General features: G+C 67.9%; 29 protein-coding genes. 21 read left to right on the forward strand and 8 right to left on the reverse strand.

What is annotated here, in order from left to right; all coding sequences use genetic code 11:
* The first annotated feature begins 57 nt into the window (after positions 1 to 57).
* Positions 58 to 672 carry a type II toxin-antitoxin system Rv0910 family toxin gene (locus ACWDUN_RS03225; RefSeq protein ID WP_449924476.1) on the forward strand — a complete coding sequence of 205 codons (615 nt, stop codon included), beginning with the start codon at positions 58 to 60 and terminating at the stop codon, positions 670 to 672.
* Here the strand turns inward: ACWDUN_RS03225 and mntR are convergent.
* Entirely contained in the window at positions 669 to 1,406 is a 738-nt protein-coding gene (gene mntR / locus ACWDUN_RS03230; protein ID WP_449924479.1) for a manganese-binding transcriptional regulator MntR, read from the reverse strand. The genes ACWDUN_RS03225 and mntR overlap by 4 nt on opposite strands.
* A 44-nt stretch (positions 1,407 to 1,450) precedes the next feature.
* Here mntR and ACWDUN_RS03235 point away from each other — a divergent pair, with 44 nt between their 5' ends.
* The 8 genes from ACWDUN_RS03235 (at position 1,451) to ACWDUN_RS03270 (ending at position 10,730) form a co-directional block, all read left to right on the forward strand.
* Complete coding sequence (locus ACWDUN_RS03235; RefSeq protein ID WP_449924482.1) at positions 1,451 to 2,431, forward strand: bifunctional riboflavin kinase/FAD synthetase; 981 nt, start codon at positions 1,451 to 1,453, stop codon at positions 2,429 to 2,431.
* 118 nt (positions 2,432 to 2,549) lie between these two features.
* A complete protein-coding gene (gene rpsO / locus ACWDUN_RS03240; protein WP_083059664.1) occupies positions 2,550 to 2,819 on the forward strand; it encodes a 30S ribosomal protein S15 in 270 nt (89 codons plus the stop codon).
* Positions 2,816 to 3,316: an LppU family putative lipoprotein gene (lppU, locus tag ACWDUN_RS03245; protein WP_449926209.1), complete on the forward strand. Its 501-nt coding sequence runs from the start codon at positions 2,816 to 2,818 to the stop codon at positions 3,314 to 3,316. Before rpsO ends, lppU begins: the two co-directional genes overlap by 4 nt.
* Before the next feature lie 254 nt (positions 3,317 to 3,570).
* A complete protein-coding gene (locus ACWDUN_RS03250) occupies positions 3,571 to 5,802 on the forward strand; it encodes a polyribonucleotide nucleotidyltransferase (RefSeq protein ID WP_449924486.1) in 2,232 nt (743 codons plus the stop codon).
* 153 nt (positions 5,803 to 5,955) lie between these two features.
* Positions 5,956 to 7,596 carry a glutamate synthase-related protein gene (locus ACWDUN_RS03255; RefSeq protein WP_449924489.1) on the forward strand — a complete coding sequence of 547 codons (1,641 nt, stop codon included), beginning with the start codon at positions 5,956 to 5,958 and terminating at the stop codon, positions 7,594 to 7,596.
* A gap of 74 nt (positions 7,597 to 7,670) precedes the next feature.
* Positions 7,671 to 8,957: a M16 family metallopeptidase gene (locus ACWDUN_RS03260; RefSeq protein WP_449924491.1), complete on the forward strand. Its 1,287-nt coding sequence runs from the start codon at positions 7,671 to 7,673 to the stop codon at positions 8,955 to 8,957.
* 14 nt (positions 8,958 to 8,971) lie between these two features.
* Positions 8,972 to 9,874 (forward strand): class A beta-lactamase, encoded by a 903-nt coding sequence (gene bla, locus ACWDUN_RS03265; protein WP_449924493.1) that lies wholly within the window; start codon positions 8,972 to 8,974, stop codon positions 9,872 to 9,874.
* 61 nt (positions 9,875 to 9,935) lie between these two features.
* Positions 9,936 to 10,730 carry a VOC family protein gene (locus ACWDUN_RS03270; RefSeq protein WP_449924496.1) on the forward strand — a complete coding sequence of 265 codons (795 nt, stop codon included), beginning with the start codon at positions 9,936 to 9,938 and terminating at the stop codon, positions 10,728 to 10,730.
* A gap of 26 nt (positions 10,731 to 10,756) precedes the next feature.
* On the opposite strand, the gene ald is transcribed toward ACWDUN_RS03270, so the two are convergent.
* The gene (ald, locus tag ACWDUN_RS03275) at positions 10,757 to 11,872 is read right to left on the reverse strand and encodes an alanine dehydrogenase (RefSeq protein WP_449924499.1); all 1,116 of its coding nucleotides are present in this window, start codon (positions 11,870 to 11,872) and stop codon (positions 10,757 to 10,759) included.
* A 102-nt stretch (positions 11,873 to 11,974) separates the two neighbouring features.
* Between ald and ACWDUN_RS03280 the strand changes: the two genes are divergently transcribed.
* A complete protein-coding gene (locus ACWDUN_RS03280) occupies positions 11,975 to 12,490 on the forward strand; it encodes an Lrp/AsnC family transcriptional regulator (protein WP_449924502.1) in 516 nt (171 codons plus the stop codon).
* Positions 12,487 to 13,365, forward strand: a complete 879-nt coding sequence (locus ACWDUN_RS03285) for a hypothetical protein (protein WP_449924505.1) — start codon at positions 12,487 to 12,489, stop codon at positions 13,363 to 13,365. Before ACWDUN_RS03280 ends, ACWDUN_RS03285 begins: the two co-directional genes overlap by 4 nt.
* On the opposite strand, the gene ACWDUN_RS03290 is transcribed toward ACWDUN_RS03285, so the two are convergent.
* On the reverse strand, positions 13,354 to 14,271 hold the full coding sequence (locus ACWDUN_RS03290; protein ID WP_449924508.1) for an NAD-dependent epimerase/dehydratase family protein: 918 nt from the start codon (positions 14,269 to 14,271) through the stop codon (positions 13,354 to 13,356). The genes ACWDUN_RS03285 and ACWDUN_RS03290 overlap by 12 nt on opposite strands.
* A 9-nt stretch (positions 14,272 to 14,280) precedes the next feature.
* On the reverse strand, positions 14,281 to 15,039 hold the full coding sequence (locus ACWDUN_RS03295) for an META domain-containing protein (protein ID WP_449924510.1): 759 nt from the start codon (positions 15,037 to 15,039) through the stop codon (positions 14,281 to 14,283).
* Between the two features lie 42 nt (positions 15,040 to 15,081).
* Between ACWDUN_RS03295 and dapB the strand changes: the two genes are divergently transcribed.
* The 4 genes from dapB (at position 15,082) to ACWDUN_RS03315 (ending at position 17,249) form a co-directional block, all read left to right on the forward strand.
* On the forward strand, positions 15,082 to 15,819 hold the full coding sequence (gene dapB, locus ACWDUN_RS03300) for a 4-hydroxy-tetrahydrodipicolinate reductase (RefSeq protein ID WP_449924513.1): 738 nt from the start codon (positions 15,082 to 15,084) through the stop codon (positions 15,817 to 15,819).
* Entirely contained in the window at positions 15,816 to 16,286 is a 471-nt protein-coding gene (locus ACWDUN_RS03305; protein ID WP_449924516.1) for a hypothetical protein, read from the forward strand. The genes dapB and ACWDUN_RS03305 overlap by 4 nt, the downstream gene beginning before the upstream one ends.
* Positions 16,283 to 16,732 (forward strand): flavodoxin family protein, encoded by a 450-nt coding sequence (locus ACWDUN_RS03310; RefSeq protein ID WP_449924519.1) that lies wholly within the window; start codon positions 16,283 to 16,285, stop codon positions 16,730 to 16,732. The genes ACWDUN_RS03305 and ACWDUN_RS03310 overlap by 4 nt, the downstream gene beginning before the upstream one ends.
* Before the next feature lie 61 nt (positions 16,733 to 16,793).
* Positions 16,794 to 17,249, forward strand: coding sequence for a hypothetical protein (locus ACWDUN_RS03315; RefSeq protein WP_449924522.1), 456 nt, complete (start codon positions 16,794 to 16,796; stop codon positions 17,247 to 17,249).
* A gap of 3 nt (positions 17,250 to 17,252) precedes the next feature.
* On the opposite strand, the gene ACWDUN_RS03320 is transcribed toward ACWDUN_RS03315, so the two are convergent.
* Positions 17,253 to 17,990: a dienelactone hydrolase family protein gene (locus tag ACWDUN_RS03320; RefSeq protein WP_449924525.1), complete on the reverse strand. Its 738-nt coding sequence runs from the start codon at positions 17,988 to 17,990 to the stop codon at positions 17,253 to 17,255.
* Between the two features lie 98 nt (positions 17,991 to 18,088).
* On the opposite strand from ACWDUN_RS03320, the gene ACWDUN_RS03325 reads away from it, so the two are divergent.
* The 3 genes from ACWDUN_RS03325 to ACWDUN_RS03335 are packed head-to-tail and all read left to right on the forward strand — an operon-like array spanning position 18,089 to position 20,587.
* Positions 18,089 to 18,880, forward strand: a complete 792-nt coding sequence (locus ACWDUN_RS03325; protein WP_449926212.1) for a thymidylate synthase — start codon at positions 18,089 to 18,091, stop codon at positions 18,878 to 18,880.
* Complete coding sequence (locus ACWDUN_RS03330; RefSeq protein ID WP_449924528.1) at positions 18,877 to 19,341, forward strand: dihydrofolate reductase; 465 nt, start codon at positions 18,877 to 18,879, stop codon at positions 19,339 to 19,341. Before ACWDUN_RS03325 ends, ACWDUN_RS03330 begins: the two co-directional genes overlap by 4 nt.
* A 34-nt stretch (positions 19,342 to 19,375) precedes the next feature.
* Positions 19,376 to 20,587 (forward strand): winged helix-turn-helix domain-containing protein, encoded by a 1,212-nt coding sequence (locus tag ACWDUN_RS03335; RefSeq protein ID WP_449924531.1) that lies wholly within the window; start codon positions 19,376 to 19,378, stop codon positions 20,585 to 20,587.
* Here the strand turns inward: ACWDUN_RS03335 and ACWDUN_RS03340 are convergent.
* Positions 20,581 to 20,715, reverse strand: coding sequence for a hypothetical protein (locus ACWDUN_RS03340; protein WP_449924533.1), 135 nt, complete (start codon positions 20,713 to 20,715; stop codon positions 20,581 to 20,583). The two genes, ACWDUN_RS03335 and ACWDUN_RS03340, sit on opposite strands and share 7 nt — an antisense overlap.
* Before the next feature lie 143 nt (positions 20,716 to 20,858).
* Between ACWDUN_RS03340 and ACWDUN_RS03345 the strand changes: the two genes are divergently transcribed.
* The 3 genes from ACWDUN_RS03345 (at position 20,859) to ACWDUN_RS03355 (ending at position 23,711) form a co-directional block, all read left to right on the forward strand.
* Complete coding sequence (locus tag ACWDUN_RS03345; RefSeq protein WP_449924535.1) at positions 20,859 to 21,746, forward strand: haloalkane dehalogenase; 888 nt, start codon at positions 20,859 to 20,861, stop codon at positions 21,744 to 21,746.
* Positions 21,747 to 21,814: 68 nt separating this feature from the next.
* The gene (locus ACWDUN_RS03350) at positions 21,815 to 22,900 is read left to right on the forward strand and encodes a diguanylate cyclase domain-containing protein (RefSeq protein WP_449924538.1); all 1,086 of its coding nucleotides are present in this window, start codon (positions 21,815 to 21,817) and stop codon (positions 22,898 to 22,900) included.
* 130 nt (positions 22,901 to 23,030) lie between these two features.
* Positions 23,031 to 23,711 (forward strand): SDR family oxidoreductase, encoded by a 681-nt coding sequence (locus ACWDUN_RS03355; protein ID WP_449924540.1) that lies wholly within the window; start codon positions 23,031 to 23,033, stop codon positions 23,709 to 23,711.
* Between the two features lie 19 nt (positions 23,712 to 23,730).
* Here ACWDUN_RS03355 and ACWDUN_RS03360 read toward each other — a convergent pair whose 3' ends face one another.
* Positions 23,731 to 24,168 carry a type II toxin-antitoxin system VapC family toxin gene (locus ACWDUN_RS03360; protein WP_449924543.1) on the reverse strand — a complete coding sequence of 146 codons (438 nt, stop codon included), beginning with the start codon at positions 24,166 to 24,168 and terminating at the stop codon, positions 23,731 to 23,733.
* Complete coding sequence (locus ACWDUN_RS03365) at positions 24,165 to 24,407, reverse strand: type II toxin-antitoxin system VapB family antitoxin (protein WP_449924546.1); 243 nt, start codon at positions 24,405 to 24,407, stop codon at positions 24,165 to 24,167. Before ACWDUN_RS03365 ends, ACWDUN_RS03360 begins: the two co-directional genes overlap by 4 nt.
* Positions 24,408 to 24,433: the final 26 nt, after the last annotated feature.

Below are 24,433 nucleotides of genomic sequence, written 5' to 3' on the forward strand. Positions count from 1 at the left end.
TAGCCAAATCCCAGGTTCTCGGCGAACTTTTGCCCGAACGTGGGCGTTGTACAGAACATGAGCGAGCACGCACCGGTTTGCGACCATCCGCTGTTCACCTATCAGCCCGCCTGGGCGCACGGCGAGCACGGCGCCCTGGTCGGCCATGCGACCCACAATGCCCACCTGCCGGTCACTCCGGCGGCGCTGTGGACGGTGCTGTCGGATCCGCGCACCTGGTCGGACTGGCTCACGGTGCACCAGCGCTGGGTGACCCAACCGCGCGCGCAGTTCGTGCCCGGCGCGCGGATGACCGCCGAGACGCTGATGCTCGGAATCGCCGCCACCGTGGAGTGGACGGTCGACTCGGCGATGGCGCCGGGCACGCTGGTGCTCATCGGCACCGGCGAGGCAGGCCTGCGCACCCGCCTGACGTTCCTGATCACACCGGCCGACGACGGATCGCGGCTCACGGTCACCAGCGAGATCGCCGGTGAACTGCTCACCGAGCCCGTCGTGGCGGTCATCGAGCGCGACGGGGCCGAGCAACTGGCGCACAGCGTGCAGATGTTGCTGGTGGCGGCATCCGAGCCATCCGCGGTGCGGCGCCCGACGTTGCGACTGGTGCATTCTGCGCCCGACACCGTCAGCGCGGCGCCCAGCAGCGTGCGGCGGTTGCGAGCGGTGCGCTAGACCACCCAGATAGCTTCTGCGGCAGGGCTTCCCAGGTCAACCGTGGTGATCGACTGCTCGGGATCGGCCGGGCTCTGCACGGCTACCGAGATCATCCCGGCGAAGTCGCGGCGGGCGACCACCCGCAGCCGGGAATCCAGCGCGATGCCCACGCTGTCGAAATACCGCAGCATCTCCGGGTCGGCATCGGAGATCCGGGCCACGGTCCCGTCCTCGCCGTCCGAGCACACCGACAATTGGCGTGCCGGCGGGGTCGGGACCCGCCCGTCGGGCGCCGGGATCGGATCACCATGCGGATCACGGGTCGGAAAGCCCAGCTTGGCGTCGATGCGGTCCAGCATGCGGTCCGACACCGCGTGCTCCAGGATCTCGGCCTCGTCGTGCACCTCGTCCCAGCCGTAACCGAGTTCGCGCACCAGGAACGTCTCCATCAGTCGGTGCCGACGCACCATGGCCAGCGCGGCCTGACGGCCCGCCTCGGTGAGGGTGACGGCGCCGTACTTGGCGTGATCGACGAGACCCTGATCGGCCAGCTTGCGGATGGACTCCGACGCGGTGCTCGCGGACACGCCGATGCGTTCGGCCAGAAGTTTGGTGCTCACCTTGTCCGGCGACCACTCCTGCGCCGTCCAGATGACCTTGAGGTAGTCCTGCGCAACCGTCGACAAGTCTTGGGGGTTGCTGTTCGGACTCACGACTGGTGAGTTTAGGCAATCTTTGCCTGATCCGTGCATCCCGGACGCAGACGGCGAGGCGTCGGGGCCGTAGTCTGACTGCTGTGCAACGGTGGCGGGGCCGGGAGGACATCCCCACGGACTGGGGTCGATGCGTCCTGACGATCGGAGTGTTCGACGGTGTACACCGCGGACACGCCGAGTTGATCAGTCATGCGGTGAAGTCGGGACGCTCACGCGGCGTGCCGACGGTGCTGATGACCTTCGACCCTCATCCGATGGAAGTGGTGTTCCCGGGCAGCCATCCAGCACAGCTGACGACGCTTGCCCGGCGCGCCGAACTGGTCGAGGAAACAGGTGTCGACGTATTCCTGGTGATGCCGTTCACCGCGGACTTCATGAAGCTGACGCCCGAGCGCTACATCCATGAACTGCTGGTCGAAAGCCTGCATGTGGTGGAGGTCGTGGTGGGGGAGAACTTCACCTTCGGCAAGAAGGCCGCCGGCAACGTGGACCTGCTGCGCAAGGCGGGTGAGCGTTTCGGGTTCGCCGTCGAGGGCATGACCCTGGTGTCCGAGGAATTCGCCCGCGACGAGTCGGTCACCTTCTCGTCGACCTATATCCGCTCGTGCGTCGACGCCGGCGATGTGGTGGCCGCCGCCGAGGCGCTGGGCCGTCCGCACCGCGTCGAGGGCGTGGTGGTGCGCGGTGACGGCCGGGGCCGGGTACTGGGCTTCCCGACCGCCAATGTGGCACCGCCGATGCACTCGGCCATCCCGGCCGACGGGGTGTACGCGGCCTGGTTCACCGTGCTCGGGCACGGGCCGGTGGTGGGGACGGTGACTCCCGGCGAGCGCTATCAGGCGGCAGTCTCGGTGGGCACGAACCCGACCTTCTCCGGGCGGACCCGCACGGTCGAGGCCTTCGTCCTGGACACCGAGGCCGACCTGTACGGCCAGCACGTCGCCGTCGACTACGTGGCCCGCATCCGCGGGCAGGAGAAGTTCGACTCGGTCGACGACCTGGTGGTGCAGATGGGAGCCGATACCGAGCGGGCCCGCGCGATTCTCGCTGTGGGCTCCTGAGCTCGATTTTCGCGGCGCGCGGGGCACTGTTACTATTTCCGGCGACCCAGCGCGTGCTGCAGTTCGCGGCGGCCGCGCCTCAGATGTTCCTCGCGGACCTTTTTGATGGAGTTGTTTCGTGGCGCTCACTGCCGAACAGAAGAAGGAAATCCTGGGCCAGTACGGTCTGCACGACACCGACACCGGCTCGCCGGAAGCTCAGGTCGCGCTGCTGACCAAGCGGATCCAGGATCTCACCGAACACCTCAAGGCTCACAAGCACGATCACCACTCGCGGCGGGGGTTGCTGCTGCTGGTCGGTCGCCGGCGTCGGTTGCTCAAGTACGTCGCGCAGGTCGACGTCGAGCGCTACCGCTCGCTGATCGAGCGCCTCGGGCTGCGTCGCTGACACACCGGACCGCGGCTCTGGCTGCGATCTGCACCCTCGGGTGCGTGGTGGGGGGACTTACCGGTTGTTCGTCGGCGGCCGCCGCCGCGCTTCAGGTCGGAGATTGCCTGAAGGTGGTCGGCACGCCCGAACGGCCCGATGCCGTCAAGGCTGCCTGCGGCAGCCCCGACTCGACGTTCAAGGTCATCGCGACCGCCACGTCCAGTGACGGCTGCCCGACGGACGTGGACTCGTACTACTCCACGCACAGCACCTTCAGCGACACCAGCAGCACCATCTGCATGGATGTCGACTGGGTGGTCGGCCAGTGCATGAGTGTGGACCCGGACAACGGCCGCGATCCGCTGCGTGTCGATTGCGCCGACGGCGCGCAGCCGCACCGGCAGCGCGCGACCGAGATACTGCGGGGTGTCGCCAATGTCGACCAGTGCCGCAGCGGTATCGGCTATGCCTACGACCAGCGCCGGTTCACGGTGTGCGTCGAGGATGTCGGCTGACGGCCGGGGAACACCGCCGGTGTAGCATGAAGATGTTTTGGGCCGTGTTCGGCCCGAGCAAGAAGGTGCGGTTCGCGCAGATCCGCGCGCACCGTCCCTGCGCGTCACAAGCAGTGTCCGCTCTGATCGGGCGGTCTTCGGTAGTGGCTGCCGGGATGTACACACCCGGCCGCTTCGATCGACGGCCGTAGCCGAGTTCAGGGGACCGCTGGCGCGTGAGCGCGCGAAACAGCTGAATACCCAGAAAGGCTGCAATGTCTGCAGTTGAAACCGACGAGGGTGTGTTCGAGTCCACCGCCGTCATCGACAACGGGAGCTTCGGCACCCGCACCATCCGCTTCGAGACCGGCCGGCTGGCCCGGCAGGCGGCCGGTTCCGTCGTCGCCTACCTCGATGAAGAGACGATGCTGCTGAGCGCCACCACCGCCAGCAAGTCGCCCAAGGACCATTTCGACTTCTTCCCGCTGACCATCGATGTCGAGGAGCGGATGTACGCCGCGGGCCGGATTCCCGGTTCGTTCTTCCGCCGTGAGGGCCGGCCCTCCACCGATGCGATCCTGACCTGTCGCCTGATCGACCGGCCGCTGCGCCCGACCTTCGTCTCCGGTCTGCGCAACGAGATCCAGGTCGTGGTGACCGTGCTCAGCCTGGATCCCAAGGATCTGTACGACGTGCTGGCCATCAACGCCGCGTCGGCGTCCACCCAGATCTCCGGCCTGCCGTTCTCCGGCCCGGTCGGTGGCGTGCGCGTCGCGCTCATCAACGGCCAGTGGGTGGCGTTCCCGACCGTCGAGCAGCTCGAGGACGCCGTCTTCGACATGGTCGTCGCCGGCCGCAAGGTCGAGGGTGATGTGGCGATCATGATGGTCGAGGCCGAGGCCACCGAGAAGGTCATCGAACTGGTGGCCGGCGGTGCCGTCGCGCCCACCGAAACCGTTGTGGCCGAAGGCCTGGAGGCGGCCAAGCCGTTCATCTCCGCACTGTGCACCGCGCAGGAGGAGTTGCACGCCGCCGCCGGTAAGGCAACCGTGGAGTATCCGCTGTTCCCGGACTACCAGGCCGATGTGTACGACCAGGTCGCCGCGGTGGCCACCGAGGCGCTCTCGCAGGCGCTGACGATCGCGGGCAAGGCCGAGCGCGACGACCGCACCGACGAGATCAAGGGTGAGGTGCTCGAGCGCCTGGCCGGTCAGTTCGAGGGCCGCGAGAAGGAGATCGGCGCCGCCTACCGGTCGCTTACCAAGAAGCTTGTGCGCCAACGCATCCTGACCGACCACTTCCGCATCGACGGCCGCGGCGTCACCGACATCCGCGCCCTGAGCGCCGAGGTCGCGGTCATCCCGCGCGCGCACGGCAGCGCCCTGTTCGAGCGCGGCGAGACCCAGATCATGGGTGTCACCACCCTCGACATGGTCAAGATGGCCCAGCAGATCGATTCGCTGGGCCCCGAGACCTCCAAGCGCTACATGCACCACTACAACTTCCCGCCGTTCTCCACCGGCGAGACCGGCCGGGTGGGCTCGCCCAAGCGTCGCGAGATCGGCCACGGAGCGCTGGCCGAGCGCGCCCTGGTCCCGGTGCTGCCCAGCGTCGAGGAGTTCCCGTACGCCATCCGTCAGGTCTCGGAAGCGTTGGGCTCCAACGGTTCCACCTCGATGGGCTCGGTCTGCGCCTCGACCCTGTCGCTGCTGAACGCCGGTGTGCCGCTCAAGGCCCCGGTCGCCGGTATCGCCATGGGGCTGGTCTCCGACCAGGTCGACGGCGAGACCCGCTTCGTCACACTGACCGACATCCTGGGCGCCGAGGATGCCTTCGGCGACATGGACTTCAAGTGCGCGGGCACCAAGGAGTTCGTCACCGCCCTGCAGTTGGACACCAAGCTCGACGGCATCCCTTCGCAGGTGCTCGCCGGCGCGCTGAGCCAGGCCAAGGACGCGCGGATCACCATCCTGGAGGTCATGGCCGAGGCCATCGACACCCCGGACGAGATGAGCCCGTACGCCCCGCGCATCACCACCATCAAGGTGCCGGTGGACAAGATCGGAGAGGTCATCGGGCCCAAGGGCAAGATGATCAACTCGATCACCGAGGAGACCGGCGCGTCGATCTCCATCGAGGACGACGGCACCGTGTTCGTCGGCGCCAGCAATGGTGAGGCCGCCCAGGCGGCGATCGACAAGATCAACGCGATCGCCAACCCGCAGCTGCCGAAGGTCGGCGAGCGGTTCCTGGGCACCGTGGTCAAGACCACCGACTTCGGTGCGTTCGTGTCGCTGCTGCCCGGGCGCGACGGGCTGGTGCACATCAGCAAGCTGGGCCGCGGCAAGCGCATCGCCAAGGTCGAGGATGTGGCCAAGGTGGGCGACAAACTGCGCGTCGAGATCGCCGACATCGACAACCGCGGCAAGATCTCGCTGGTGCTCGTCGACGAGGAGACGGCCGAGGCACCGGCCGACGCCGAGGCACCCGCAGGCGCCGAAGCCTAGTCCGATCCGCAACGATGCCCGGCACCGGAAGGTGCCGGGCATCGTTGCGTATTCGACGCCAAAAGCGCGGGTAGCAAGCACTTTCCGTATGCTGTTGCGGGTGAAGCCCCTCCGGGCGGACTCGCTCGGTGCACAGCAGCGAGGAGTACCGCCTTGTCCGAAGTCAGCACCATCGACGACCACGAAACCACGGTCCGCCTAGACGATCTGGTTCCCGACAGCCCGCACCCGATCACCGTCGCCGGTGTCGACCTGGTGCTGGTGCGGCGGGCCGACGACACCGTCTCGGCGCTGTACGGCAGATGCGCCCACCGCGGCGTGCGGTTGGCCGACGGTCACGTCGACGGTGATTCGCTGGTCTGCGGCGTGCACGGATGGCGCTACGACATCGCCACCGGGGTGTCCCCGGTGAACCACTCCGTCGCGCTGCCGACCTTCGGCACCACCATCCGAGACGGGCGGGTGTCCGTCGATGTCGCCGCGGTGCGCGCCTATGCCGCCCGGCACCCGCAGCTCGCGCGCAACGGCCAATACCAGGCACAGTTCTCGGATCTCGCCGGCACGCCGGAGGAGCCGTTCGTCGCCGATATCCGAGAACTGGCCGACCACGGTCTGTCGCGACTGGGCATGCACGGCAAGACCGGTGCCATGGGTGTGCCGCGCACCGAACTCCCGTCGTGGGACAGCATCCAGCTCGTGACCGCGCAACTGGCGCGGCCGCCGCTGCTCGATCACGAACCGGTGGAAACCGGTGTGGTCGTCGGCCCCAAGGCGGCCAAACCGCTGGCGCTCGACATCCCGCTGTTCGTCACCGATATGAGCTTCGGGGCGCTGTCCCAGGAGGCGAAGGTCGCGCTGGCCGCCGGCGCCGAACTGGCCGGAACGGGCATCTGTTCGGGCGAGGGCGGCATGCTGCCCGAGGAGCAGCAGGCCAATTCAAGGTACTTCTATGAGTTGGCCTCCGGTCGCTTCGGCTGGGACCTCGGCCGCCTCGATGTCGTGCAGGCCTTTCACTTCAAAGGCGGTCAAGCCGCGAAAACCGGTACCGGCGGGCATCTTTCGGGAAGAAAAGTGGTGGGCAAGATCGCCGAGGTGCGCGGGCTGGCGCCGGGCACCGATGCGATCTCACCCGCGCGGTTCCCGGACTGGACATCGATCGACCAGTACGTCGACTTCGCCGCGCAGGTGCGCGAGCGCTCCGGCGGTATCCCGATCGGCTACAAGATGAGCGCCCAGCGCATCGAGGAGGACATCGATGCGGCGTTGCAGATCGGTGTCGACTACATCATCATCGACGGCCGCGGCGGCGGCACCGGGGCCGCACCCCTGATCTTCCGGGAGAACATCTCGGTGCCGACCATTCCGGCGTTGGCCCGGGCGCGGCGGCATCTGGACAGCTGCGGTAAGTCGGGGGAGGTGACGTTGGTCGCCACCGGTGGCATCCGGACGGCCGCCGACATGGCCAAGGCCATGGCGCTGGGGGCCGACGCGATCGCGCTGGCCAACTCGGCACTGCAGGCCATCGGCTGCGTCGGGATGCGTGCCTGCGGCACCAACAACTGCCCGGTCGGCATCGCCACCCAACAGGAGCATCTGCGGGAACGGCTGCATGTGCAGCAGGCCGCGCAGCGGCTGGCCCGGTTCCTGGGCGCGACGGTCGATCTGATGTCGGTGCTGGCCCGTGCCTGCGGACACCGGCGGCTGGCCGACTTCGACATCCACGACCTGGTGACCTTCGAACGCGATATGGCCTATCTCAGCGGCGTGCCGTACGCCGGCGTCGTTCCCCTTTGAGCCGCGCCGAGCGGGCCGAATTAGGTGCCCGCAGCGACATACGGCAACATGGGTCGCCGCGGAAAGGAGTGCCCATGTCGACGCCCACGCGCCGAACGGACCTACCCGGGGGTCTGCGGGTGGTCACCGAGCACATCCCGTCGGTGCATTCGGCATCGGTGGGTGTCTGGGTGGGCGTCGGTTCCCGCGACGAAGGTGCCACCGTCGCCGGTGCCGCACACTTCCTGGAGCACCTGCTGTTCAAATCGACGCCGACGCGGTCGGCCGTGCAGATCGCCCAGGCCGTCGACGCGGTGGGCGGTGAGCTCAACGCGTTCACCGCGCGCGAGCACACCTGTTACTACGCCCACGTGCTGGACTCGGACCTCGAACTTGCCGTCGACCTGGTCGCCGATGTGGTGCTCAACGGGCGCTGTGCCGCCGAGGACGTCGAGGTCGAGCGCGATGTCGTGCTCGAGGAGATCGCGATGCGCGATGACGATCCCGAGGACACCCTCGGCGACATCTTCTTGTCCGCCATGTTCGGCGATCATCCGGTGGGGCGACCGGTGATCGGCAGCGTCGAGTCGATCTCGGCGATGACCCGCACACAGTTGCATTCCTTCCACGTCCGCCGCTACACCCCCGAGCGGATGGTGCTGGCGGTGGCCGGCAATATCGACCATGCCGAGGTCGTTGCTCTGGCGCGAGAGTACTTCGGGCCGCGGTTGGTCCGGGGTCGCACCGCGGCGCCGCACCGCAAAGGCACCGGCCGGGTGCCGGGCAAGCCGTCGCTGGAGCTGGTCAGCCGTGACGGCGAACAGAGTCACCTGATGGCCGGGGTGCGCAGCCCCGGTCGGTACTGGGAGCACCGCTGGGCGCTGTCGGTGCTCAACACCGCGTTGGGCGGCGGGCTGAGTTCGCGGCTTTTCCAACAGATCCGGGAGACCCGCGGGCTGGCGTACTCGGTGTACTCCAGCGTCGACACGTTCTCCGATGCCGGTGCCTTCTCCGTCTACGCGGCCTGCCTGCCGGAGCGCTTCGACGAGGTGGTCCGGGTGGCCACCGATGTGCTGGCCGACGTGGCGCGCGACGGTATCACCGAGGCGGAATGCGCCATCGCCAAGGGTTCCCTGCGCGGCGGGTTGGTGCTCGGGCTGGAGGATTCCAGCTCGCGGATGCACCGGATGGGTCGCAGCGAACTGAACTTCGGCACGCACCGCAGCATCGCGCAAACGTTGGAACTCATAGACGCCGTCACCTTGGAAGAGGTGAACGCGGTCGCCCGGCGTTTGCTGACCAAGCCGCTCGGTGCCGCGGTACTCGGCCCGTACAAGTCGAAAAGGTCATTGCCGCACCGACTTCGAGATATCGCGGGGTGAGTTGTTACAGTCGGATGATGCTTCTGTCACGACGTGATCTCCTGATCGGTGGTCTGGCGCTGGTGACGGTGGGGGCAGCGGCCGGCTGTGCTGACGAGTCCGCGCTGGCTGCTCCTGCGCCCTCGCTGCCCGAACAGATCCGCGACCTGGAGGCCCGGCACAACGCGTTCATCGGGTTGTTCGGGCTGAATCTGGACACCGGGTTGTCGGTGCGCAATCGCGCCGACGAAGCGTTCGCGATGTGTTCGACATTCAAGACCTACGCCGCCGCGTCGGTGTTGAGCCGGGTGGCCGACGGCGAATTATCACTGGAGAAGCCGGTTTTCGTGGATCCGGCCGGCATCATCGCGAACTCGCCGATCACGCAGGAGCGTGCGGGCGGACAGATGACGCTGGCCGAATTGTGTCAGGCCGCCCTGCAGCGCAGTGACAACCTGGCTGCCAATCTGCTGCTGGCCACCCTGGGCGGACCCCGCGCCATCACCGACTTCGCCCGCAGCATCGGCGACGAGCGGACACGTCTGGACCGTTGGGAGCTGGAACTGAACTCGGCGATACCGGGGGATCCGCGCGATACCAGCACGCCCGAGGCGTTGGGCAATGGATACCGGAACCTGTTGGCCGGCGATGCATTACCCCCGGCTCAACGGGCGGTGCTCGACGGCTGGATGCGGGCCAACCAGACCTCGAGCATGCGGGCCGGTCTGCCGCCGGACTGGACGACCGCGGACAAGACCGGGAGCGGTGACTACGCCACCACCAATGACGTGGGCATCGCCTACGGACCGAACGGCGCGCGGGTGCTGCTGGCGATCATGACCAGGACCCAGTCGGCCGACCCGGACGCACCCGGACTGCGTCCGATGATCGGCGAGGTCGCCGCGCTGGTGCTGCCGCACCTGCTCGGCACGCCATAGCGATGAGTTTTCTCCGGCTGCGCTGTCATATCTGGTGACCACGCCGACGAAAGGGATCAGTATGAGCAGGTACGCCGCCCCCGTGGGGGCACCGATCTGGTGCGACCTGATGAGCAGCGACCCGGCCCGCGCGGCCGAGTTCTACAACGCCATCTTCGGGTGGGAGGTCGAGGCCCCGCCGCAGGCCGAGTTCGGTGGCTATCAGAACTTCACCTGCAACGGTAAGCGGATCGCGGGTCTGGCGCCGCACATGGGCGACGGGCCGGCGAACATCTGGTCGGTGTATCTGCACACCGCCGATGCCGCGGCCACCGAAGCGGCGGTCCAGACGCACGGCGGCACGGTCGTCGTACCGCCGATGCCCGTGGGCGATATGGGGTCGATGATGGTCGTCACCGATCCGGCCGGCGCGGTCATCGGCTTCTGGCAGCCCGGCACCCACGTGGGTTTCACCGAGTGGGGCGTGCACGGCACCCCGTACTGGTTCGAATGCCAGAGCAAGGACTACGAGAAGTCGCGGGCGTTTTATCCGCCGGTGATCGGGGCGCGCCTTGAGGAGATCGGCACCGGCGGCGACGCCGCGGCCGTGGGGCCCGACCGCTACTCGCAGGTGTTCATCGGCGACAGCGCGTACTCCGGGATCATGGATTCGGCGACGCTGTTCGGGCCCGAGGTGCCGTCGTTCTGGCAGATCTACATCACCGTCGACGATGTCGCCGCAACGGTGGCCCTGGCCGAGTCGCTGGGTGCGAGCAGTCCGATGCCCGGGGAAGAGACGCCCTACGGCACGTTGGCCGTCATCCAGGATCCGCTGGGTGCGCTGATCTGCCTGGGCCATCCGCCGGCCGGAATGTAGGGACACGACCGGCCGGCGGGAGGGGTTCAGGCCAGTAGTGCCGCGGGATCGGTGAACGGCAGATCGAGGTCGGTGGCCACCTGCTGGGACAGCAGTGCGCCCTCGTGGGTGGACAGCCCCTTGGCCAGCGCGGCGTCATCGGTGCAGGCCTGCCGCCAGCCCTTGTCGGCCAGCTTGAGGACATACGGCATGGTCGCGTTGGTCAGGGCGAAGGTCGACGTGCGCGGTACCGCGCCCGGCATGTTGGCCACGCAGTAGAACACGGTGTCGTGCACGGCGAAGGTGGGATCGTCGTGGGTGGTGGGACGGGAGTCCTCGAAGCAGCCGCCCTGGTCGATCGCGATGTCCACCAGCACCGAGCCCGATTTCATGTGTGCGACGGTGGAATTGGTGACCAGCTTGGGGGCCTTGGCGCCGGGCACCAACACGGCGCCGATGACCAGGTCGGCCTTCTTGACGGCTTCTTCCAACTCCAGGCTGGAGGAGTAGCGGGTCTCGATGCGGCCACCGAACTCACCGTCGACGCGGCGCAGCGTGTTGATGTTCAGGTCGAACACGGTGACATGGGCGCCCATGCCGGCGGCGACACGCGCGGCGTTGTAGCCGGAGACACCACCGCCGATGACCACGACCTCGGCCGGCGCCACGCCCGGCACGCCGCCCATCAGCACGCCGCGGCCGCCGTGGGCCTTCATCAAGTGATACGCGCCGACCTGCGCCGACAACCGGCCTGCGACCTCGCTCATGGGGGCCAGCAGCGGAAGTGCACCATCGGCGGTCTGCACGGTCTCGTAGGCGATGGAGGTGGTGCCCGAGGCCAGCAGAGCATCGGTGCACGGCTTGGACGCGGCCAGGTGCAGGTAGGTGAACAGGGTCTGGCCCGTGCGCATCAGGGCGTACTCGGGCTCGATCGGTTCCTTGACCTTGAGCAGCAACTCGGCATCCGCCCACACCTGCTCGGCGGTCTCGACGATCTCGGCGCCGGCGGCCTTGAAATCGTTGTCGGTGATGGCCGAGCCCGCACCGGCACCGGCCTGGATGATGACGTCGTGGCCCCGCCTGGTGAGTTCGGCCACGCCCGCCGGGGTGATGGCGACGCGGAACTCGTTGTTCTTGATCTCGGTCGGGATACCGACGAGCATGATCGCTCCTTGCGATTGGCTGGAATGCAGGTGTGTTTCCAAGTGTGAAGAAACGTCGGCTTGAGCACAATAACTATGCGAAGAATTCGTTAGACTGCCCATATGACTGAAAAATCGTCAGTGCGAGGTCCGCGGCTCGCGCCCGCGCCGAAGGATGTTCGACCCTCGGACCTCGACGAGATCGACCGGCGGATGCTGCTGGCGCTGCATGCCGACGCGCGCATCGCCAACAGTGCGCTCGCCGAGATCGTCGGTATCGCGCCGTCGACCTGTCACGGACGGCTGCGGCGACTGCAGGAACTCGGGGTGATCCGTGGCTTCTACACCGATATCGACCCCGCGGCGGTTGGCTTGACCCTGCAGGCGATGATCTCGGTGAGCCTGCAGTCCAATGCCCGGGGCCGTATCCGCGACTTCATCGCCCAGATCCGGCAGCGACCGCAGGTGATGGATGTCTACTTCCTGGCCGGCGGGGACGACTTCATCCTGCATGTCGCCGCCCGCGACACCGAGGACCTGCGGGCATTCGTCGTCGAGAACCTCAATGCCGACGCCGATGTGGCCGGCACCCAGACCTCGCTGATCTTCGAGCACCTGCGCGGGGCGTCGCCGCTATGAGCGTCGAGGAGGATCTCGACACGCTCTATGGCGTTGCGCCCGGCCAATTCACCGCATTACGCAAGGAACTGGCAGCGGCGGCGAAGAAACGGGGCGACGCGGCGGCAGCCAAACGTTTGGCCGCAGCGCGGCGGCCCACGTCGGCGGCCTGGGTGGTCAACGCGCTGGTGCACGCCGATGCCACCGTCGTCGACAGGCTGGCCGAACTGACCGCCCAACTGCGTGCGGCACATGCCGCCATGGATGGCGCGCGGATCCGCGAGTTGACCACTACGCAACGCACCCTCGTCGGCGAACTGGCGCGGGCCGCATTCTCCGCGGCCGAGGTGAGCGACCCGACGGCCACCCTGCGCGACGATGTCACCCATACTCTGCAGGCCGCGATCGCCGACCCGGAGGTGGCGTCGCGGCTGGGCCGACTGGAGAAGGCCGAGGAGTGGTCGGGGTTCGGTGACTTCGGTGGGGTGTCCGAGTCGGTGTCCACGCCAGCGGCGGGCCGGTCCCGGAGCCGACCCGCCCCGAAGTCCGCGCCGGCCGACAAGTCCGAGTCCGCGGCCGAACCGAGGGTGTCGGCCGCGGATCTGCGCGCGGCGCGCAAACGTCGCGACACGACAGCCAAGACGGCCGCCTCGGCCCGCGAAGCGTCGCAGCAGGCCGGCGAGATCCTGGAACAATCACGGACCAGGGCCTCGACAGCACTGCGCCGGTACGAGAAGTTGCTGACCGACCTCAGCGCTGCCGAACGCGAGATGAACGCGGCGACAGCCGAAGCCGAGTCGGCCGAGCGGGCCGCGGCGCGAGCCGCCGAGGTGGCAGAACAGGCCGCCGCCGAGCTCGGCGAGGCCGAGGAGGCGCTCGCCGAACTAGAGAGCTGACGAGGCCGCACCGACCAATTCGGGATGGAACTTGGTGACCATCCGCCGGATGCCGTCGCGCCAGTCCACCGATGTGCCGCCGACCAGTTCATGCATCTTGGTCGTGTCGGTCGGACCGCTGCGCAACGCCTGCTCGCTCACCTCGAAGACGGGCTCGCGGCCGACCAGTTCGCCGATATAGGTGCACCACTCCTGCAGGCTGACGGTCTGGTCGCCGCACCAGTTGACCGTCGTCGCCGGCACCGACGCGGCGTCCAGCATCTTCGGCAGCATGGCGATCAGATCGTCCTCGTGAATCGGGTTGTAGCGGGCCGGCCCGCCCGCAGGCACCGGGATCGGCATGCCGGCCAGCAGCATCTCCATCTGATAGAACGGCCAGCCGCCGTTGTCGCCGTAGGGGACGTTGAGACGCGCGATGACCGTCGGCACGCCGAGCGCCCGCGCCATGGTGCGGGCCACCACCTCCCCGGCGATCTTGGAGATGGAGTACGTCGGGAACAGCGGCTTGTGGTTGTCGCCCAGAGCCGCGGTCTCGCTGCGCGGTTCGTCACCCGGCGGGTCGTACACCGCTGCCGACGAACAATGCAGGAACGCCTTGGCGTCGGCGCAGTGGGCCATCAGCAGGCCGACCGACTCGGCGTTGGCGCCCAGATCCTTGTCCCAGCGGCCGCTCTTGGCGACGGCGAGGTTGAGCACATAGTCGAAATCGGTGGGCAGTGCGCTGAAGTCACCGGCGGCGAGATTAACCGTCTCGCAATGGATTCCGGCACGCTCCAGGTCCGCGCGCGCCGCGCTGTCGGTGAACCGGGCGATACCCCACACCTCGTTGTCGGCCGCCAGGGATCGCGCGATCGGAGCGGCAACCTGTCCCGTCGGGCCGGTGATCAGGATCTTGGAACCACGCATGGCCGGATGCTACTCGGCGCGCAGCCGCAATCCGTCCCCTTCGGTGTTGGTCAGGGTCAGAACATCGGACTCGATGATCGCGCTGACCTCACCGGTCAGCGCCCGCAGCACCGCCTGCTCGAGCTCACCGACCTCTCCCGTACACGCGGGCCCGCTGGTGTTGACCGGTCCGAAGGCCACGGTCTGTCCGGTGACCTCGGCGCGGCCGTAGAAGGTGTTGCATCCCGTCCACCCGACGACGGTCTGGTCGGCGCGGATCGTCAGCCCGGGCTTGGCCTGCTCCAGGACCACCGAGGTCATCACCGCGTCGCGGGTGATCAGACTGTCCACCCGCCAGTTGGTGTCGATCAGCGGCCGGTCCGGGTCGAGCACCTCCTTGTCCCGCAACGTGACGGTCAGGCCGGCGCCGCTCAGGGTGAGATCATCACCGGCGAGCGTCCAGGCCGGGCGCGACTGCAACAGTCGCGTCATCCAGGCGTCGGCCGCGTCGAAGGGCGGCGGGCAGGCCATCATCGTCGTCGCGAGGTCGCCGGTACTCAGCTGGCCCCCGGCCAGGTCGGCCATGCCGGACCCGCGGTTGCACCCGGCGAATGCCGAGACCCGGCCGTCGACGAACTCGAGCGTCAGCGGCCCGCCGCCGGGGATCTGGTCACCGGTGACGCCCACCGACACGAACGTGCGGCCCTCGGGGCTGGGTTCCTCGGCGCCGGCGGTCCCCGAACAGCCGACCAGGGCCAGCGCGACGAGGGCAATCCGAGCGAGACGCATGTGCTCACGGTACCGATCCACCGGCGCAGTAGGCTTCCGATCATGCGAGTCGCAGTGCTGGGCGCCCGGGGCAAGGTCGGCGCCACCATGGTCGAGGCCGTTCGGGAAGCGGCGGATTTGGACCTGTCCGCCGAGGTGGACGCCGGTGACCCGCTCACCGTGTTGACCGACAGCGGCACCGAGGTGGTCATCGACTTCACCCACCCCGACGTGGTGATGGTGAACCTGAAGTTTCTGATCGACAACGGGATTCACGCCGTCGTGGGCACCACCGGCTTCACCGAGGACCGCATCGCGCAGGTGCGGCAGTGGGTGGACGCCAAGCCCGGCGCGGCGGTGTTGATCGCCCCGAATTTCGCCATCGGCGCCGTGCTGAGCATGCACTTCGCCAAGCAGGCGGCCCGGCATTTCGAATCCGTCGAGGTCATCGAACTGCACCACCCGCACAAGGCCGATGCGCCGTCGGGCACCGCGGCCCGGACCGCCAAGCTGATCGCCGAGGCGCGAAAGGGACTGCCGCCCAACCCCGATGCGACCAGCACCGGGCTGCCAGGTGCCCGTGGCGCCGATGTGGACGGCGTGCCGGTGCATTCCATCCGGCTGACCGGTCTGATCGCGCATCAGGAGGTGTTGTTCGGCACGCTGGGGGAGACGTTGACCATCCGCCACGACAGTCTGGACCGCACCTCGTTCGTTCCCGGTGTGCTGCTCGGAGTGCGTGAGATCGCCCGGCGTCCCGGCCTGACCATCGGGATTGAGCCGCTGCTCGATCTGTCATGAGCGACGACGGCGGGCGTGCCCTGCGGATCCAGCTGCTGATCGGATTCATGTGTGTCGCGCTGCTCGCCTATTTCGTGATGCTGGGCCGAACGGCCCTGGCGCTGATCAACTCCGGAGATCCGGCGCCGATCGGACTGGGCATCGCGCTGCTGGCGCTGCCGATCATCGGGTTGTGGGCGATGCTGGCGACGCTACGCGCCGGGCTGGCGCATCAGCGTTTGGTCCGGCTGGCGCGCGCGGCCGGGATGGACCTCGATGTGAGCGACCTGCCGCGCCGGGCGTCGGGCCGCATCGAACGTGATGCCGCCGATGCGCTGTTCGAGCGCACGCGTGAGGAACTGGAAGCCGACCGGGACAACTGGGTGCGCTGGTACCGGCTGGCCCGGGCGTACGACTACGCCGGGGACCGCAGCCGGGCGCGCGAGACCATGCGCACCGCCGTCGAGATGGAACGGGCCGCGCGATGAGGCTGCTCATCGTGCACCACACGCCGTCGCCGCACTGCCAGGAGATGTTCGAGGCGGTGCTGGCCGGCGCGACCGATCCCGAGATCGAGGGTGTCGAGGTGCTGCGCCGGCCCGCCCTGACGGTCTCGGCGGCGGAGATGCTGGAGGCCGACGGCTACCTGTTGGGCACACCGGCGAACCTGGGATACATCTCGGGTGCGCTCAAGCATGCCTTCGACGGTGCCTATTACCAGTTGCTCGACAGCACCCGCGGCCGGCCGTTCGGGCTGTATCTGCACGGTAACGAGGGCACCGAGGGCGCGCAGCGCGCGGTCGACGGCATCACCGCCGGATTGGGGTGGATCAAGGCGACCGAGCACGTCGTGGTGTCCGGGAAGCCGGACAAGGGCGACCTGGAAGCCTGCTGGAACCTCGGAGCCAGCGTCGCGGCGCAGTTGATGCAATGACCGTGCCGATCCGGCATTGATGGCACACTGACCGCGACGCCGACTCAGTAACGGAGGAGACATGCCCGGAATCGCCGAGATCGCGCTCGGTGCGGCACCGATCGCAGGCGGCGCACTGCTGGGATTGGCGGCCGGGGCCGTCAAGGGACCCGATATCCGCGGCAACATCAAAGCCGACATGGAGCTGCTGGCGATGCTGCCGGAAGACCAGGTCGAGCGCCGCGCCGCACTGCAGCGATCGATCGACATCCGGATCGACGATATCGTCACCGCCGTCGAGAAGCAGCGTGAGATCCGCCAGCTGGCCGCCTCCTATGACGGCAACTGGCGCGACATCGTGGTGTTCATCTGTACGGTGCTCTTCACCATCGTGTGGTGGAACGTCAGCCACAGCCGCGCCAACTGGCTGGTGATGTTCATCGTTCTGATCGTGCTGTCGGTCGTCGCGGCGGTTTATGCCTCGCGCGGCATCTTCCGGGCGTTGGCCACCTTCCTGCACGCGCGCAGGAACAAGTAACCCTCAGCCCAGCGCAGCCCCGAACACCCGGGCCATCGACTTCCAGTGCCGCTCGGCCGCGGCAGGGTCATAGGGCGCATTGTCCGGTACCGCGAATCCATGTGCGGCCGAGTAGAACTCGACGGTGTGCTCGACCCCGGCCGCGGTCAACGCCTGGTCCAAGGTGTCGGCCTGCGCCGTGGTGAACGAGGCGTCATCCTGTGCGCCGCCGACGTACACGACCGCCTTCATCTCCCCGGCCAGCAAATGCGGGCTGTCGGCGTCGTCGGAGACCAGACCGCCACCGTGGAACGACATCGCCGCGGCCACCCGCTCGGGCACCCGACCGGCGACCATCAGCGAGGTGCGCCCACCCATGCAGTAGCCGGTGGTGCCGAAGCGCTCGCCGATCACATCGGGTCGTCCGGCGAGATGATCGAAGAAGGCGGCCGCGTCGGCGGCCATGATGTCGGGGGTGACGCTCTTGATCATCCCGAACAGCCGCTTGCGCTCGGCCTGGTCGCCGAACACGGTGGCCATCTCGAACGGCGCCCAGCCGGGCGTGCGGTAATAGACATCGGGCACCAGCACCACGTAGCCATAGCCGGCCAGCCGCGCGGCCATCTCGTCGAAGGTGGCGCGCGCACCGCCGGCATCGGGGTACATGACCACACCGGGCCAGGGACCCTCGCCGTCGGGAGTCGCCACGGTGACCCGGCAGCTGCCGTCCGCGGTGGTGAGGGTGTCGGTGGAAGTCGGCATAGCTCCGTTCTACCCGATCGGGTGGCTGCGCCACGCCGTCAACGGGGGTCGGGGGTCGGAGGGTCGGGCCACGTAAGCTGACTCCCGTGGCTCCGGTTGTGACTCCCTACGAGGATCTGCTGCGTCTGGTGCTGGAGAACGGCACACCCAAAGCGGACCGCACCGGCACGGGGACCCGTAGCCTGTTCGGCCACCAGATGCGTTATGACCTGGGCGCCGGGTTCCCGCTGATCACCACCAAGAAGGTGCACACCAAGTCGATCGTCTACGAGTTGCTGTGGTTTCTGCGCGGTGACTCCAATGTGCGCTGGCTGCAGGACCACGGCGTCACCATCTGGGATGAATGGGCCTCGGAGACAGGCGATCTGGGGCCGGTCTACGGTGTGCAGTGGCGGTCCTGGCCGACGCCGTCGGGTGCGCACATCGACCAGATCTCGGCGGCGCTGGAACTGCTCAAGCGGGACCCGGACTCGCGCCGCAACATCGTCTCGGCCTGGAACGTCGGCGAGATCCCGCAGATGGCGCTACCGCCGTGCCACGCGTTCTTCCAGTTCTACGTCGCAGACGGGAAGCTGTCGTGCCAGCTGTACCAGCGCAGCGCCGACCTGTTCCTGGGGGTTCCGTTCAACATCGCCAGCTACGCGCTGCTGACCCACATGATGGCCGCGCAGGCCGGCCTGGGCGTCGGCGAATTCATCTGGACCGGCGGGGACTGCCACATCTATGACAACCACGTGGACCAGGTGACGTTGCAGTTGTCCCGCGAGCCGCGCCCGTATCCCGAACTGGTTCTCGCGCCGCGTGATTCGATCTTCGACTACACCTACGAGGACATCGCGATCGTGAACTACGACCCGCACCCGGGAATCAAGGCCCCGGTGGCAGTGTGAAGCTGATCTGGGCGCAGTCCACCTCCGGTGTGATCGGGCGGGCCAACTCCATCCCGTGGCGGCTGCCCGAGGATCAGGCCCGGTTCAAGGAGCTGACCATGGGCCAGCCCGTGGTGATGGGTCGGCTGACCTGGGAGTCGCTGCCGGCCAGGGTGCGGCCACTGCCCGGGCGTCGCAACATCGTGGTGTCCCGCGATGCGCAGTACGCGGCCGAGGGCGCCGAGGTCGTCACCGACCTGCCCGCCGATCTGGACGGCTGGGTGATCGGCGGGGCGCAGCTCTACGGCCTGGCGTTGCCGTCGGCCGACCGCTGCGAGGTCACCGAGATCGAGGTCGACCTGACGCGTGACGATGACGACGCGATGGCTCCGGTGCTCGACGAATCCTGGATCGGCACCGTCGGCGAGTGGTTGACCAGCAGCTCCGGACTGCGCTACCGGTTCTCCAGCTACCTGCGCTGACACCGTTGTCGGTGCCATGCGGCACGATGGCGGCGTGCCGACTCTGACCACAGCGCAGGCCCGGCGCATCGCCGTGGCCGCACAGGGATTTCACGAGCCCACCCCGCGCGGAACCGTCACCCGCGCCCACCTCAAACGGCTGATCTCGCGCATCCAGGTGTTGCAGCTGGACTCGGTGTCGGTCGCGGTGCGCGCGCACTACGCCCCGGTGTTCAGCAGGCTGGGGCCCTATGACCGGGATGTGCTGGACAAAGCGGCGTGGTCGCACAGCGCACGGGCACCGCGCCTGCTCACCGAGTACTGGGCCCATGAGGCCGCGCTGATGGCGGTCGAGGACTGGCCGCTGCTGCGCTGGCGGATGCGCGAGTACGAGCACGGTCGCTGGGGCACCGAGATCGTCAAGCGCAACGGCCGGCTGGCCGAGGACATCATCGCCGCCGTCGCCGAACTGGGTCCGTCCACGGCCGGGCAGATCGAGGCGCATCTGGAACACGAACCGCGCGGGCGCAAGGGCCCGTGGTGGGACCGCAGCGACACCAAATGGGTGGCCGAGGCGTTGTGGTCGGCCGGGGTGCTGACCACGGCGACCCGGGTCGGTTTCGCCCGCCACTACGACCTCACCGAGCGGGTCCTGCCGGCCGAGGTGCTGGGCCGGGAGGTCTCCGACGACGAGGCGGTGCGCGAGTTGCTGCTGCGCGCCGCCGCGGCACTGGGCGTCGGCACCGAACCCGACCTGCGGGACTACTTCCGGCTCGGGCCCAAGCTCAGCAAGCCGGCACTGGCCGACCTGGTGGCCGAAGGCCGGCTCGAGGCCGTCGAGGTCGCCGGCTGGAATGCGCCGGCCTATATCGTTCCGGGACAGTCGATTCCGCGTCGGGACCGGGGCAGCGCCCTGCTGTGCCCGTTCGATCCGCTGATCTTCTTCCGGCCGCGGGTGCAGCGGCTGTTCGACGGATTCCACTATCGCATCGAGATCTACACCCCGGCGCCCAAGCGCCAGTTCGGTTACTACGTCTGGCCGTTCCTGTTGGACGGACGGCTGGTCGGGCGCGTCGACCTCAAACGCGCGGGCACGACCCTGCACGTGCTGGGCGCGTTCACCGAGGCCGGTGAGGACCCGTCGCGGGTGGCGGTGGGAATGGCGCCGCACCTGCGGTCGATGGCTGAGTGGCTCGGCCTCGAGGATGTGGCAGTCGGCGAGCGTGGCGATCTGGTCACCCCGTTGCGTGCCGTGCTGGCTCACTGATCCGCCGGTGGCGGGAAGTGATCGGCCAGCGGTTCGGCATCGAAGGAGTCGAGCCGTCGCAGGATCACGACAACGACGCCGAGTCCGGCCAGGATGATCGCGGCGAATCCGCCGATGGCCCAGTACATGCGCGTTCCCTTCGCGTAGTGCATCGTTGGGCGGGCGATGCGATGACCCGGTTCCGGGGAACAGGACAGTAAAGGGCATGGGTCCGACAAGCCGGGTGCGGAAAATCCACCGCCAACGGGCCGGTGCCTGCTTGGGTGAAGGCATGGACTTCTTGCGTACTCCCGACGAGCGCTTCGCCGACCTGCCCGACTTCCCGTTCGCCCCGCACTACGTCGACGTCGGCGGACTGCGCGTGCATCACCTCGACGAGGGACCAGCAGACGGCCCGGTGGTGCTGTTGCTGCACGGAGAACCGTCGTGGAGCTACCTTTACCGCACGATGATTCCGGTGCTCGTCGCGGCGGGACTGCGGGCGGTCGCTGTCGACCTCATCGGATTCGGCCGCAGCGACAAACCGCGTCGGCGCGAGGATTACACGTATCAAGCGCACGTCGACTGGACCTGGGAGGCGATCGAACAGATCGGACTGCGCGATGTCACGCTGGTCTGCCAGGACTGGGGCGGACTGATCGGGCTGCGTCTGGTCGGTGAGCACCCGGAGCGATTCGCCGGCGTGGTGGCCGCCAACACGGCACTGCCGACCGGCGATCAGCATCCCGGCGAGGCGTTCTTGGCCTGGCAACGGTTCAGTCAGCAGAGTCCGGACTTCCCGGTCGGCAAGATCGTCGACGGGGGTTGCGTCAGTACGCTGTCGCCGGAGGTGGTCGCCGCCTACGACGCACCATTTCCCGACGACTCGTACAAGGCGGGTGCACGGCAGTTCCCGACATTGGTGCCGACGACTCCCGACGATCCCGCGGCTGCGGCGAATCGCGCGGCCTGGGAGGGTTTGCGCCGTTTCGAGCGGCCATTTTTGTGTGCGTTCTCCGACTCCGACCCGATCACCAGCGGGGGAGATGCGCCGTTGCGAAAGCTGATCCCGGGTGCGGCCGGTCAGAATCATGTGACGATGGCCGGCGGGGGACATTTTCTGCAGGAAGACATCGGCCCGCAGCTGGCGGCCGTGGTCGTCGAATTCATGAAGCGCTGATCCGGCGCGCCGATGTCGTTGCCCAGGCAAGGATGACGGACTCGTCAATAACGTGCAGACTGTTACCGATGTCCGGGCGGGACCGACGGTGGTGGCAACAGGACGATCAGTTCCATTGGTTCAGCGCATACCTGCAGGACCGCGGACTCGATCTGCAGTGGCGGCTCGCCACTTTCGGGTTCACGGCGCTGTTCGCCGCCGTGCCGGTGCTGATGATCGCGAGCCCGTACGGTCCCGCCGGCCCTGCCGCGCGGATCATCGCCGTCGTCGTGTCGGTGCTGGCGATCGCGGCGGCCTCGGTGTGGCTGGTCGGTTGGCCGACCCGAACCGGGTCGCTGATCTATCACGCGGTGTGCAGCGGCTCCATCGCCGTGGGGTGTCTGACGTTGTCGACGTCATACGGCGGCCTGATGGGGTGCACCATGTTCGCCGCGATCGGAGGGATGCTCGCCTACTTTCACGCCCTCGTGCATGTGCTGGCCAATTTCGTGGTCGCCGCGACGTGCGCGGCGATCTCGGCGGCCGGCCTGCTGGCCGGCACCGGCGACGCCGCGCTGGTGGTGGCCTCGGTGCTGGTGGTGCTCGGGTTGAACCTCGGCGTGCCCTTCGGCATCCATGCACTGGTGCATTCGTTGCACACCGACCTGCGGTTCGCCGACCGTGATCCGCTGACCGGCCTGCCGAACCGCCGCTCGTTCTACAACGCGGTGCACGAGATGATCCTGGCGCGTCGCGGGGTGGCGACGCCGGTCAACGTGACGATGATCGACATCGATGACTTCAAGGCGCTCAACGACACCCACGGGCATGCCGCCGGTGACGAAGCGCTGGTCGGTATCGGTGCGGTGCTGCAACAGCACTGTGGGCCGGGTGGGGTCGTGGCGCGGCTCGGCGGTGAGGAGTTCGTGATCGCCGATACCGCGCCGGCCGAATTGCACGCCGGCACCGCAGAACGGATCCGGCTGGGAATCGCGGCGCTGCCGGGACGTATCACGGCGAGTCTGGGTAGCTGCGAGACGACGCTGGATGCCCGCGCCGACGTCGACTATCCGTCGTTCCTCGACGAACTCCTCGCGGTTGCCGATGCGGCGATGTACCGCTCCAAACGCGCCGGCGGCAACCGTATCGTGAGCCATCGGCGGACGGCCTCCTGACAGGTGGGTCCCATTGACCGGTTCTAGGTTGCGACGGACCCTCCACCTCACCGTGACCTTAAAGATCTCTTACTTTTCTTAATTTGGGTGTACGGTGATCCGAGTAGCCCCAGGGACGAAAGGATCCGACATGCACGACACTCAGATCGCCCTGGTCACCGGTGCCTCCCGGGGAATCGGTGCCGAGGTGGCCCGGCAACTGGCACATCCGGGCACCCACGTCGTGGTCAACGATCGCGACAAGGCCAACCGCGCGCACGCCGTCGTCGACGCGATCCGCGCCGCCGGCGGACACGCTTCGGCGGTGGTCGCCGATATCGCCGACGACGCCGCGGCCACGTCGATGATCGCCGGTATCCGCCTGCGCTTCGGAAGGCTCGACACACTGGTTCTCAACGCCTCCGGCGGACTCGATCTGGACACCGACGCGTCGGCCGCGATGCGGGTCAATCGCGATGCCCAGCGCCGCCTCGTCGAACTGGCCCTGCCACTGATGCCGACGGGTGCGCGCGTCGTCTACGTCACCAGCCATCAGGCGCATTTCTATCCGCACAAGGCGGTGCCGAAGGGCTACGCGCCGATCGCGGCGAGCATGCGCGCCGGGGAAACCGCGATGTACGGCATGCGCAACGAATTCCAGCGCCGGGGAATCCATTTCACGGTCGTTTCGGGTGACATGACCAACGGGGTCCGGATCGCGCCGACACCCTCGGCCGATGGATTCGCCGCGGCCATCGCCGGTGCCACCCAGTCCCGGTTCCACCCCGGCATCGTCTATGTCGGCGGATCGCCCGCGTTGAGCACGGCATAGGGCGCCGGCGCGCCCGGCGTCACCGGATCAACGGATTGCGCACCTGCACACAGTCGGCAAACCGTCCGAGATCGCGGTCGGCCGACCAGAGTTCACGCACGCCGTGAGCGGCGCACAGCGCGGCGATTCGTGCATCGTGTACCAGCGGGCCCGTCACCCTGCCTGGGCCCAACAATTGCCGAAACAGCTCCCAGTAGCCGGCGGTCTCGGCGAGCAGCGTCAGTGTCGGAGAACCGAGCCATGCATCGATCTGCGCGACCGCCTGGTCAACGGTGCTCGGCGGATCGAATATCCGCGGATGGGTGCTGACGGCGAAGAACTCGTGCAGGCAGGGCCACGGAATCGCCCACGCGGACCGTCCCTCGGCGAGCGTCGAAACCAGACGTTTTGCCTCGGTGTGGAATTCGGCATCGCGACGATGGGCGTAGACCAGGATGTTGGTGTCGACCGCGATCATGTCCGCGCGTCGTATATCGATTCGCGGATCTGCGCCCACGGTGCGCCCCGGAATTCCGGCCTCGGCCCGTTTCCGTCGACGGAGGCATCCGAGAGCGTGAAGGCCGAGGTCGACGACCGCTCCTTGACGACGGCACGCAGGCCGGTCTCGATCAGCTCGCGCAAGGTGGTGTGGTCGCGACGGGCGAGCGCCTGCGCCTGCCGGACCAGTTCGTCGGGCAACGTCACCGTCGTCTTCATACGGTCAACCGTATCAGCGGAACCGT

This window comes from Mycobacterium sp. NPDC003323, from assembly GCF_053589535.1.